The sequence below is a fragment of the Flavobacterium rhizophilum genome (assembly GCF_046000485.1).
Taxonomy (GTDB): Bacteria; Bacteroidota; Bacteroidia; order Flavobacteriales; family Flavobacteriaceae; genus Flavobacterium; species Flavobacterium rhizophilum.
The window spans coordinates 383,075-396,044 of sequence record NZ_JBELQB010000002.1 but is presented as its reverse complement, the minus strand read 5'-3'; the positions used below and the strand labels follow the sequence as shown (position 1 = coordinate 396,044).

At 38.7% G+C, this 12,970-nt stretch carries 8 protein-coding genes; 6 read left to right on the top strand and 2 right to left on the bottom strand.

The features are described from left to right. Position 1 precedes the first annotated feature (1 nt). Positions 2-1,288 (bottom strand): UDP-N-acetylmuramoyl-tripeptide--D-alanyl-D-alanine ligase, encoded by a 1,287-nt coding sequence (locus ABS768_RS03955; protein ID WP_408073665.1) that lies wholly within the window; start codon positions 1,286-1,288, stop codon positions 2-4. 68 nt (positions 1,289-1,356) lie between these two features. Further along, the gene (gldJ, locus tag ABS768_RS03950; protein WP_408073664.1) at positions 1,357-3,027 is read right to left on the bottom strand and encodes a gliding motility lipoprotein GldJ; all 1,671 of its coding nucleotides are present in this window, start codon (positions 3,025-3,027) and stop codon (positions 1,357-1,359) included. A 208-nt stretch (positions 3,028-3,235) separates the two neighbouring features. On the opposite strand from gldJ, the gene porU reads away from it, so the two are divergent. The 6 genes from porU (at position 3,236) to ABS768_RS03920 (ending at position 12,967) form a co-directional block, all read left to right on the top strand. Then, complete coding sequence (porU, locus tag ABS768_RS03945; protein WP_408073663.1) at positions 3,236-7,090, top strand: type IX secretion system sortase PorU; 3,855 nt, start codon at positions 3,236-3,238, stop codon at positions 7,088-7,090. Positions 7,091-7,132: 42 nt separating this feature from the next. Beyond that, the gene (porV, locus tag ABS768_RS03940) at positions 7,133-8,350 is read left to right on the top strand and encodes a type IX secretion system outer membrane channel protein PorV (RefSeq protein WP_408073662.1); all 1,218 of its coding nucleotides are present in this window, start codon (positions 7,133-7,135) and stop codon (positions 8,348-8,350) included. A 208-nt stretch (positions 8,351-8,558) separates the two neighbouring features. Further along, positions 8,559-9,560 carry a pyruvate dehydrogenase (acetyl-transferring) E1 component subunit alpha gene (pdhA, locus tag ABS768_RS03935; RefSeq protein WP_408073661.1) on the top strand — a complete coding sequence of 334 codons (1,002 nt, stop codon included), beginning with the start codon at positions 8,559-8,561 and terminating at the stop codon, positions 9,558-9,560. A gap of 2 nt (positions 9,561-9,562) precedes the next feature. Beyond that, the gene (locus ABS768_RS03930) at positions 9,563-11,200 is read left to right on the top strand and encodes a pyruvate dehydrogenase complex dihydrolipoamide acetyltransferase (protein ID WP_408073660.1); all 1,638 of its coding nucleotides are present in this window, start codon (positions 9,563-9,565) and stop codon (positions 11,198-11,200) included. Between the two features lie 135 nt (positions 11,201-11,335). After that, on the top strand, positions 11,336-12,289 hold the full coding sequence (locus ABS768_RS03925) for a M28 family metallopeptidase (RefSeq protein WP_408073659.1): 954 nt from the start codon (positions 11,336-11,338) through the stop codon (positions 12,287-12,289). After that, positions 12,290-12,967, top strand: a complete 678-nt coding sequence (locus ABS768_RS03920; RefSeq protein WP_408073658.1) for an SDR family NAD(P)-dependent oxidoreductase — start codon at positions 12,290-12,292, stop codon at positions 12,965-12,967. Positions 12,968-12,970 lie beyond the last annotated feature (3 nt).

Below are 12,970 nucleotides of genomic sequence, written 5' to 3'. Positions count from 1 at the left end.
TTTAGATAATATCGAGGGTTTTTTCGAGTGCCATGCCTCGTGAGCCTTTTATTAGTATTATTTTTTCTATTGGTCTGACTTTTTCTATATGTTTTTTAAAGTCATCAAAACTCTCGTAGAAGTTTAAATGATTGCTGCTAATTTTATTAGCAAAGAAATCTTTCCCTATAAAATAGGTGGTTACAGATGGGGTGTGGGATAGTTTCTCTACCAGCTTTTTGTGTTCTTCAAGGCTTTCTTCTCCCAGTTCAAACATATCTCCCAGTATTGCTATTTTAGAATTGCCTTCAAGTTGTATCAGGTTGTTTAATGCTGCTTCCATGCTGCTAGGGTTGGCATTGTAGGCGTCCATTATTATATGATTGCCGTTTTTTTCTATAAGCTGAGATCTGTTATTATTTGGAGTATAATTTTCAATAGCATCCTTAATTTTATGGTCGCTTATTTTAAAGTTGATCCCTATGGTTATAGCAGCATTTATGTTGTTTGCATTGTAAATACCTATGAGGTTTGAATGTATTTCCAGTCCGTTATATTTTATCTTAACCATTGGGTTGGCTTCAACTTGGTCAATACGCACATCGCAGTTATATTCATCAACAGCAAAAGTAATGCGTGACATATCTTCTGTTTTCTTATTCTGAATGGGGTCGTCCAGATTCACAAAAGCAGTTTTTGTATGAGTTTTGAGGTAAGTGTATAATTCGCTTTTTCCTTCTATTACGCCCTTTACTCCTCCAAAGCCTTCCAGGTGTGCTTTGCCGAAATTGGTTATATAACCAAAGTTAGGTTCGGCTATTTCACATAGTTGCTCTATTTCTTTTTTATGGTTGGCACCCATTTCAACAATGCCTATTTCGGTATCTTTTGTAAATGAGAGTAGGGTAAGCGGTACACCTATATGGTTGTTGAGGTTGCCTATAGTTGCTGTAGTGTTATATTTTTTAGAAAGTACAGCATTTATAAGTTCTTTCGTTGTGGTTTTACCATTGCTGCCGGTTAGTGCAATGACAGGTAGGCCCAAATAATGTCTATGGTATTTTGCCAGTTGCTGTAGAGCGGTAAGCCCGTTTTCTACAAGTAGTATTTTATCGTTTGTTTTGTATTGCGGATTGTCAACTACGGCATAAGCTGCCCCTTTTTTTAAGGCTTCTTCAGCAAAAGTATTGGCATCAAACCTTTCACCTTTTAGGGCTATGAAAAGAGATCCTTTTTCTATTTTTCGGGTATCTGTAGTAACAGTTCCGCATGATAGGAAGTACTTGTGTAGTTCTTCGGTAGTTGTCATATGTGTATAAAAAAATAAAGCCCTAAGATAGGGCTTTATTTTTTTATTTATAAGATTTTAGTCTTTGATTAACCGCGGTGTCTAGCAGATTTTTTAGTAGACTTAGGACCAACTTTAGACATTGCACATCTGAATCCGATGAAGTCTGTAGCCATATCCTGTGGGTAGTATCTTCTTTGAGCAGGGTCTAACCAATAAGCTCTGTCTCTCCATGAACCACCTTTGTAAACTCTTACATTATCGTTGATAAGTGTAGTTCTCTTGTTAGATTTATCCCACTCTCTTACCATGTTGCCTAAGCTGTCAGTTTCAACTTTGTGTTGAGGTGAATCATACATTTCACCTGTAGTACTAACACCTTCTTCAGAAGAACCTCCGTAGTCATAGAAACGTGTAGACTGTCTGTCACCATCTCTAAAGTTACGGTTGTCACTTTTTGTATAGTTTTGTCTTAGGTATACATCCTCTTCAGTAATCGGAGTTCTTGCGATTTGACCAGGAAGGTTTCTGTACTGGATTCTACCGTTACTTAAAGTATCATACTCTATAGTTTCAGAAGTTACAATCTCAGCTCTACCGTCTTCGCCAATTTGGTTTTTCATGTAAACGTTACCTCTGTAGTAGTTAAAGTCGCTAGCTTCATCGTCTATAATAGGACGGTAAACGTCAGCAACCCACTCGGCTACGTTACCAGCCATGTCATAAAGACCAAAGTCGTTTGGTGGGTAAGTTTTTACAGGAGCAGTAATATCTGCATTGTCATCAGACCATCCTGCAATTCCTCCGTAGTCACCTTTACCTTGTTTAAAGTTAGCTAACTGGTCACCTCTTTTTTGTCTTTTACCAGAACGTGTGTATTGACCTTTCCACGGGTATTTTTTACTACCACGGTAAATGTTGTACTCACGGTTACCTACAAGGGCTACTGCAGCATATTCCCACTCAGCCTCTGTTGGTAGTCTGTATTCAGGTGAAATTAATCCTGAAGTTCTTTGAGCATAAACGTTTGTAGCTTCGTCGTCACCTGCTAATTTATTGTTACGACCTCTAAGAACAACTTCTTCGTTACCTCCGTAAGCTTTTGTAGGGCTTTCAAGGTAAGTTTCTGTATCAAAGTTGTTTTCGGCTGTTACATCAAGAATCTTGGCGTCTCTTTTAAGGTAGCCTTCTTTCTCAAGTATAGACTCATTTACACGGTTTGTTCTCCAGTCACAAAACTCAACTGCCTGAATCCAGTTAACTCCTACTACCGGATAATCTGCATAGGCAGGGTGTCTCAGGTAGTTGTTAGTCATAGTTTCGTTGTAACCAAGAGCGCTTCTCCATACTAATGTATCAGGAAGTGCACCTACATAAATGTTTCTGTAATTCTCTTCTGTTGGAGGGTATACTCTTTTTAACCAGTCAAGGTATTCCATGTACATAACATTGGTAACCTCGGTTTCATCCATGTAGAAAGATTGAACGTGCTGTTGGTTTGGAGTGTTATTCCAATCGTGCATTACGTCATCCTGAACTCTACCCATGGTAAAAGTTCCACCTTCTACTTCTACAAGTCCCGGAGCTGGCTCCTGTTGTTTGTAGTTAGAGTTGTGCTGGAAACCGCCCTTCTTGTCATTGATTTTCCATCCGGTTGCAGAGGAAGTGTTACCACTGCCTTTTTTGCTACAACTGGTGTAACCAACTGCTACCGTAACTGCTAATAGCAGTTTAAAAGCTGTAATCTTGTTAATTTTCATACTTTCTGCAGGTAATTAATTTCGTGGCGCAATATAATAATTAACCATTAAACCGCAACACGTTTTTAAAATTTTTAATAAAATTCCAAAATTATGTTAATAGTGTCTTTAAATAACGCGCTATTTGAAGTAATATTGCAATCGTTTATTAGAAAAAAAAGTTTTTCTGTATCGTAATATATTTTTACTATTTGCGTTGTCACAATTGATGAAAAAGAATTTACTCCTTATTATATTACTATTTTCTTTACTTTCCTTTGGTCAGCAAAGTACTGTTAGTATTAACTGGAAAGACGGTGAAAAGTATACGGTTACCGATAGGGTAGTCGTATCGATTCCTCAGTTTGACTATGTTAATATGGATTACAGGTATTTAACTAAGGAATTGTTTTTCAGGCTTAATATTCCGGTTAGCGGTTATGTTAATGCTTCTTCATTGCAGATTACGAATGTGGTATATGAGAGTGTTGCTTTAGAAAAACTGGGTGTGCTTGACTTGCAAAAAATACCTATATCCTTAAAGCCTAATATTGTATCGTCTCATGCCCGTCATGACTGGTATGCTGATTTGTATCTGTCTCCTATTATTAAAGATGGTTCAGGGTATAAAAGAGTAAAATCGTTTTCCTATTCCTTTACTACAGGAGCGCGTAGGTTTAATACTAAAGATGTTCAGGTTGTAACTAACTCGGTTTTATCTTCGGGTGAATGGCATAGGTTTTATGTGGAGCGATCTGGGGTTTATAAAATATCCAAAAGTTTTTTGCAGCAGCTTGGTGTTAATGTTAATGTTGATCCGAGACGGATTAAGATATACGGTAACGGAGGGCGAATGCTTCCGTTGCGAAACAGTATTCCTTATCCTGATGATCTGGCTGAAAATGCTATTGCTTTTATAGGGGAGGAAGATGGTAATTTTGGAGATTCTGATTATATACTTTTCTATGCTGAGGGTGTTGATAACTGGAATGCCGAAAGTCAAACCCATTCAAACCTGTTTGCTGACAGATCGTATTATTATGTTACTTCGCAGGGAGGTGAAGGGAAGCGTATAACTACTCAAATTCAGCCAACAGATCCCGTTACTACAACAGTGACTTCTTTTGATGATTACTATTATCATGAAGAGGATTTGGTCAATATAGGTAGAATAGGCAGGAAATGGCATGGTGAGCAATTTAATGTTAATAATAGTCAGGATTTTGAATTTTCTGTTCCTGATATAGACTTAAGTACGCCGGTTTCGATAACTGTTAATGCAGCGGCCTATTCAGTGGTGCCAACCTCAATGACAGTTATGGCTAATGCTCAAAATTTGGGTGTAATATCTTTTGCTGCTGCTCAGGAACATGATGCGGCAGAAGATGGTACAGGAGGGAATAACGGTTATACGGCTACATTTACTCCTGCCGGGGGTACAATAACTGTTAATCTTTCTTATAGCAATGGTGGGGTGCCGGGGTCTAATGCCTGGTTAGACTATATTATTCTAAAAGCAAAACGTTTTTTAAAAGGTAATGGTTCTCAATTTAGGTTTAGGTATAATGCAGCTTCGGGTAATCTTGGGGTTTTAGAGTATCAAATGTCTAATGCTTCCGGGATAAGTGAGGTTTGGGATATTACCGATATATATAATGTAAGTAAATATGTGAATGAAGGAGGGCAAAGTCAGTTTTCATTCAAGGCAGAGTCAGGAGAGGTGAGGCAGTATGTTACTGTGGTGTCTTCAAATTTTTATACTCCTTTAAGGGAGAGTCAGGCCAGGGTGGCCAACCAAAATATAAAAGGGACTATATTTAATGGTGGTCAGGGGCAGTTTGAGGATATAGATTATCTTATCGTTACTCCTGCATCATTGAATTCTGAAGCTGAAAGGTTGGCTAATATTCATAGGTCGCGAAATGGTCTTAATGTTAAGGTGGTTAATCTTGAAAATATCTATCAGGAATTCTCTTCAGGTAAGCAGGATGTGGCTGCGATAAGAAACCTAGTGAAATATATTTATTATAACGCATCTGGCGATGCAAATAAAATAAAATATGTTTGCCTGTTTGGTGATGCGTCGTTCGATTTTAAAAATCGCATTCCTAATAATACTAATATAGTGCCTACGCTTCACGGGTATGATCCTTCCGGTTCTATACCAAATTATAATTCAACTAATACATTTGTTTCAGATGACTTCTTTGCTCTTATGGATCCGGAGGAAGGCGCTGTGCTTTTTAATGACCCTATAGGTGCGGATGTGGCTGTTGGGCGTATGGCGGTAAGTAGTATGTCTCAGGCAAGGGAAATGGTTGATAAGGTGGAGCAGTATCTTAATGAGGAGTCTTATGGGCGATGGAGGAATGAATATGTTCTTATGTCTGATGATTTGGATGATGGTGGTGATAATTTTGTTCCTATAATGGAAGGAGCTTATGCTGATATCATCGAGCATAGGCCTTTTATTAATATTAGAAAAATATATACTGATTCTTATGTTCAGGAGTCGTCATCGGGAGGGTTTAGGTATCCGCAGGCTAAAGAACAGATAATAAGAACGGTTAATAACGGTGCTCTTGTGGTTAATTATTTGGGGCATGGCGGCGAAGATGGTATGGCTGCTGAAAGGATTTTTGAAAAATCAGATGCTCAAAATCTAAACAATCAATACAAGTATCCTTTGTTTGTTACTGTTACCTGCGAACTCACGCGTTTTGATAATCCTTACAGGCCTACCTGTGGTGAGTATTTGTATTGGAACAGTGCGGGTGGGGCTATAGGTCTTATTACTACAACACGTTCTATATTTGTAAGTGTGGCTTTTAATTTTAACGGATTGCTGCCTGAAAAGTTGTTTGCGTTTGATGGGGGTGATTATCCTTCTATGGCAGAGGCTATGAGGAGGACTAAAGTTCAGTTGGGAAATAAGAATTTAAGGGTTATCTCTTATATAGGTGATCCGGCTCTTATGTTGGCAATTCCTAAGCCTAAGGTAGTGTTAACGGCTGTTAACGATATTCCTGTTGGTCAGGCGGGAGAGGTTTTGGAGGCGCTTTCTTTTGTGAAAATGACAGGGCATGTTACTGATGAGGCGGGTAATTCATTAAATACCTATAACGGAGAGTTAGGGGTTACGGTGTTTGATAAGGAGATACAAAGGCAAACACTGGCTAATGATGAGCCTACAAATGAGAGTTTAAAATATGATTTTAATACACTGGGAGAGGCGATTTTTAGGGGAAATGCTTCGGTAACAGGAGGTCAGTTTGAATTTAATTTCGTTGTTCCCCGCGATATACGTATACCTGTTGGTAACGGCAGGGTGAGTTTTTATTCCAAAAGAGGTAATGTGCTTGAAGATCAAACCGGGTATGATAACTCCATACAGGTAGGAGGTATAAATGAAAATGCGGAGGAAGATATTACAGGTCCTACTGTTAGGTTGTATATGAATGATGAGTCGTTTATATCGGGAGGAATTACTAATGATTCGCCAATATTTCTTGCTTTTCTTGAAGATGAGCACGGTGTAAACACGGCGAGTGGTATAGGTCACGATATAATAGCTGTACTCGACGGAGATGAAACAAATCCGTTTATATTAAATGATTATTATGAAACGAATGTTGATAGTTATACTAATGGTAGTTTAAGATATCCGTTTAGTGGTTTAGAGCCCGGACTCCATACTTTAACTTTTAAAGCCTGGGATGTGTACAATAATCCTGTTACGGCAGAGTTACAGTTTGTAGTGGTGGGCGATGAAGAGTTACGATTGGAAAAGGTGCTTAATTATCCTAACCCTTTTGTAAGTTATACAGAGTTTTGGTTTACCCATAACAGACCATACGAGCCGCTTGATGTGCAGGTTCAGATTTTCACCGTAAGTGGAAAAGTGGTTAAAACCATTAATCAGTCGGTTACTACCGAAGGTTTCCTTTGCAGGGATATAAAATGGGATGGGCGCGATGATTTTGGCGATCGCATTGGTAAAGGAGTTTATGTTTATAAGCTCACTGTACGCTCGGCTTCAACAAATAAGAAAGCCGAAAAGTATGAGAAACTTGTATTGCTATAAGAAAATACTATATTTGTTACCTTAAAATTTTCAAAATAAAAAATGAAGAAAATAGTTTTATTTGCTCTTGTACTTCTAGGAGTGCAAATTGCAAAGGCTCAAACACAAACAGAGAGAGTAATTACTACAGGTGTTCCTTTTTTACTGATTGCTGCAGATGCCAGAGCAGCGGGTATGGCAGACCAGGGGGTTGCTACTTCTGCAGATGTTTATTCGCAGCAGTGGAACCCGGCAAAATATGCTTTTGCGCTTAAAGAGTATGGAGGGTCTGCGAGTTATACTCCTTATCTTACTGATATTGCAAACGATATTTCATTAGCCCAGCTAACATTTTATAACAGATTTAACGATAGGAGTGCTTTTGGTGCCAGTCTTCGTTATTTTGGATTAGGGGATATTGAGCTTAGGCAAAATCCTGATGATGTGCCTGTTGTAAGAAGTCCTAACGAACTGGCTTTAGATTTATCATATTCACTAAAGCTTAGTGAGCGATTCTCTATGGCGGTTGCAGGTCGTTTTATTAGTTCTAATTTAAGAATTCCTGAAACAGCAGGAGGTGGTGATGCCAGTGCGGCAACAACATTTGCTTTTGATGTAGCAGGTTACTACCAGTCTGAAGAGATTCCTTATTCTGATTTTGACGGTAGATGGAGAGCTGGTTTTAACTTCCAGAATATGGGGCCTAAAATCAATTATAATAATGATGATAGCGAAGAGAATGCAAACTTCCTTCCGGCTAACTTAAGGTTAGGTGGTGGATTTGACTTTATCTTTGACGAGTACAATAAAATCGGAGTGAATGTAGAGTTAACTAAACTTTTGGTTCCTACACCTCCTGCAGTGGTTGAGCCGGTAGACTCTAACGGTGACGGAGAAATTACTCAGGATGAAACTGCGGCTGCTAATGCTCAGTATGCTTCAGATCTTCAGGATTACAGAAACACAGGTTGGGTTTCGGGTATGTTTAAGTCGTTTGGAGATGCTCCCGATGGTTTTAGCGAAGAACTTAAAGAGGTTACTTACTCTATAGGTGCTGAATATAGCTATCAGGATGCCTTTATGTTTAGAGTAGGTTATTTTAATGAAAGCGAAATGAAAGGTGCGCGTAAGTTTTTATCGCTTGGTGCAGGTTTCAGGTATAATGTAGTTAAGGTAGATGTTTCTTATTTATTCTCTGCTTCGCAGGTAAGAAACCCGCTTGAGAATACACTTCGTTTTTCACTGTCATTTAACTTTGGAGACGACTACGACGAATATTAGTAGTTAATCATAACAGTAAATAAAAAAGGGATTTATTGCAAATCCCTTTTTTATTTTGTAGTGCAAAAAAAAGCCTAAAATACTTTGATTTATTTTTTTAGTTATTAACGGGATGTGTTATTTTTGCAATTCGCAAATTTGTGTGAGGAAACTTTTTGCGTCACAATCAAATTTTTTAAAGAACACATTTAGCAACATCTATTAGGAAATGAAAGAAATTACAAAAGAAGTTTATCTGAAATGGTATGAAGACATGCAGTTTTGGAGAAAGTTTGAAGACAAACTTGCTGCTTTATACATACAGCAGAAAGTTAGAGGTTTCCTTCACTTATATAATGGCCAGGAGGCAGTACTTGCCGGAGCCCTTCATGCAATGGACCTTTCAAAGGATAAAATGATTACTGCTTACCGTAACCACGTTCAGCCAATAGGTATGGGTGTAGACCCAAGAAGAGTAATGGCAGAACTTTTAGGTAAAGGTACAGGTACATCAAAAGGTCTTGGAGGATCTATGCATATCTTCTCAAAGGAGCATGGGTTTTATGGAGGTCATGGTATTGTAGGAGCTCAAATTCCTGTTGGAGCAGGTATCGCTTTTGCCGATAAATATTTTGAAACAGGAGGTGTTACCCTTACTTATTTTGGTGATGGTGCTGCACGCCAGGGATCACTTCACGAAGCTTTCAACATGGCAATGCTATGGAAACTTCCTGTAGTGTTTATTGTAGAGAATAACGGTTATGCAATGGGTACTTCTGTAGAGAGGACTGCTAACCATACAGATATCTGGAAACTTGGTCTTGGCTATGAAATGCCATGTGGGCCGGTAGACGGTATGAATCCTGTTAAAGTGGCTGAGGCAATGCATGAGGCTATGGAAAGAGCAAGAAGAGGAGAAGGGCCAACTTTCCTTGAAATGAAAACGTATCGTTACAGAGGTCACTCAATGAGTGATGCTCAACATTACAGAACTAAAGAAGAGGTAGAGGAGTACAAAAAAATTGACCCTATTACTCAGGTTCTTGATATTATCAAAGAAAACAACTACGCTACAGAAGAAGAGATTGAAACAATCGACCTGAGAGTGAAAGATCTTGTTGCTGAATGCGAGAAATTTGCAGAAGATTCTCCGTACCCGGATCTAAGCGTTATGTATGACGTTGTTTACGATCAGGAAAACTATCCTTTTATACCACATAAATTACAATAAAAATGGCAGAAATTATTACAATGCCACGATTAAGTGATACCATGACCGAAGGGGTTGTGGCTACGTGGCTAAAAAAAGTTGGAGATAAAATAGAAGAAGGAGATATACTGGCAGAGATCGAAACAGATAAAGCGACTATGGAATTTGAGTCGTTTCATGCCGGTACATTACTTCATATAGGAATACAGGAAGGGGAGTCGGCTCCGGTTGATTCACTTCTTGCAATCATCGGTAAAGAAGGTGAAGATATTTCAGGTCTTCTAAACGGTGGAAGTGCTTCTGCTGCACCTGCTGCAGAGGAGAAAAAAGAAGAAGCTGCACCAAAAGCTGAAGAGAAAAAGGCTCCTGCGGCAGAATTACCTAAAGATGTTAAGGTGGTTACTATGCCTCGTCTTAGTGATACCATGACCGAAGGTACTGTTGCTACATGGCTTAAAAAAGTGGGTGATAAAGTAGAGGAAGGTGATATCCTTGCTGAAATTGAAACCGATAAAGCTACAATGGAGTTTGAATCTTTCAATGAAGGTACACTTTTATATGTTGGAATTCAGGAAGGTAAGTCTGCTCCGGTAGACAGTGTTCTTGCAATAATAGGTCCGGAAGGTACTGATGTTAGCGGTATTGCCGAAAACTTTCAGACCGGTGGTTCTACTGAAGCAAAAGAAGAAGAAAAACCAGCTGAGTCTAAAACAGAAACTACTGAAGCTCCTAAAGCTGAGGCTTCTGCTGTAACTAATGATGGTGGTAGAATTTTTGCTTCTCCGTTAGCCCGTAAAATTGCTGAAGAAAAAGGTATAAACCTTGGTCAGGTAAAAGGTACAGGTGAAAACGGAAGAATCGTTAAGAAAGACATTGAAAACTTTACTCCTGCTGCTGCGCTGGCTGCGCCTGCTACTCAGACCACTGCTGCTCAAGCTCCTACTGCACCAGCTGCAAAACCATTTGTTCCTGCAGGTGAGGTTAGCAGAGAGGAAGTTAAAAATAACCAGATGCGTAAAACTATTGCGCGTCGTCTTGCAGAGTCTAAATTCACTGCACCTGAATACAGTCTTACTATAGAGCTTGATATGGATAATGCTATCGCAAGCCGTGCTTTAATCAATGCTGTACCAGATACTAAAGTGTCGTTTAACGATATGGTAATCAAAGCAAGTGCAATGGCACTTCGCAAACATCCACAGGTAAATACACAGTGGAAAGATGATGTTACTATATATAATAAACACATTAGTATTGGTGTTGCTGTAGCTGTAGAAGACGGACTTGTAGTTCCTGTACTTCCGTTTACAGACTTAATGAGTCTTTCTCAAATAGGTGGTAACGTGAAAGATCTTGCAGGAAAAGCAAGAAGCAAAAAACTTACGCCGGCAGAGATGGATGGTAGTACGTTTACCGTTTCTAACTTAGGTATGTTTGGTATTCAGGAGTTTACTTCTATTATTAACCAACCTAACTCGGCAATCCTTTCTGTAGGTGCTATTGTACAGAAACCGGTTGTTAAGGACGGTCAAATTGTAGTAGGTAATACTATGACAGTAACGCTTACTTGTGATCACCGTACTATTGATGGTGCTACAGGTGCTCAGTTCCTGCAAACACTTAAACAATATATTGAGAATCCTGTAACTATGCTTGCATAAATTACAGGTCATTTATTATATAAAATCCGTTCTGGTTATCAGGACGGATTTTTTTTGGCAACATAGTCAAGTATAAAAAACCCTTTAGGTATAGCAGTTGTTTTTTAGTATTTTAGCAAAACAAAACAAAAGATAATGAAAAAAGCCGTTTTTTTAAGCGCATCGTTAATAGCGCTCTTAACATCTTGTGCTGTAAAAAAAAGCAATCCTGAAAACTATCAGGTTAGTGAGGAAAGTGTAATAACTACACTTAAGTTTTTAACTTCAGATGAGCTTGAGGGGCGTGACAGTGGTAGTGAAGGTATTGAAAAAGCTGCATTGTATCTTGAAGATGTTTTTGCTAAAAACAGTATAAAACCTTACTTTGCCACATATAGGGATACATTGTCTAACTTTCCTAAACCGGCTTACAATATAGTAGGGTATCTTGAAGGGAATGATCCTAAACTTAAAAATGAGGTTGTGGTAATTGGTGCTCATTATGATCATGTGGGTATAGGGATGGCAGTAGCGGGTGACAGTATTTATAATGGTGCCGATGATAATGCATCGGGTACTACTGCGGTAGCCGAACTGGTAAACTACTATGCTAAAGAGAAAACCAATAAACGAAGTATTTTATTTTGTTTCTTTTCGGCAGAAGAGAAAGGCCTGTTAGGGTCAAAACATCTTTCGGCAAAATTAAAGCAGGCTAATATGGATGTTTATCTTATGCTTAATTATGAGATGATAGGTGTACCAATGCCTGCCGGAAAAGACATGGTTGCCTTTATGACAGGGTATGGTAAATCTAACCTTGCCAGTAAAATAAACGAGTACACTGGAAAAACTTTTATAGGCTATTATGATTTTGCAATAAAGTATCAGCTTTTCAGGGCATCAGATAACTATCCGTTTTATTCGGAGTTTAATATTCCGGCTCATACATTCAGTACTACTGATATGGAAAGTTTCCATTATTACCACCAGCCGGGTGATGAATTTGATGAAATGGATACAGCACACATGACCGATTTTATTCAGCAAATGATTCCGGTTACTGAGAAACTGATTAATGCAGATACCAGAGAAATTGTTTTAAAGAACTAAATGAAAAATATAATAATAACAGGAACAAGTAGAGGGATAGGTTATGAGCTGGCACTGCAGTTTGCAAATGCAGGTCATAAGGTATTGGCAATTTCCAGAAAAGTTCCGCAGGCTTTTATAGAGAACCAGAATATTTCCTGCCTTGCAGTTGATATTTCTGAAGAAGATAATCTGCAAAAAGTACAAGATTTTATAGCCAGCACTTGGCATAGCGTAGATGTTTTGATACACAATGCCGGTGCACTTATCAATAAGCCGTTTACACAAATTACCGCTCATGAGTTTGAATATGTATACAAAGTAAACGTGTTTGGTGTAGCTGCCTTAAACAGGGTAGTGCTTCCTTTTATGAAAAAAGGAGCCCATGTGGTTACTATAAGCAGTATTGGGGGAGTAAAAGGCACTGTTAAGTTTGCGGGTCTTGCGGCTTACAGTTCAAGTAAAGGGGCTGTGATAACCTTATCAGAGCTTTTGGCAGAGGAGTATAAAGAACAGGGAATAGCCTTTAATGTGCTTGCTCTTGGCGCGGTAAATACCGAAATGCTTCAGGAAGCATTCCCGGGTTATGAGGCACCTCTTTCGGCTGTAGAGATGGCTAACTATATTTATGATTTTGCCTTAACAGGTAATAAATACTATAACGGAAAAGTACTTGAGGTTTCTTCAAGTACACCATAAAGA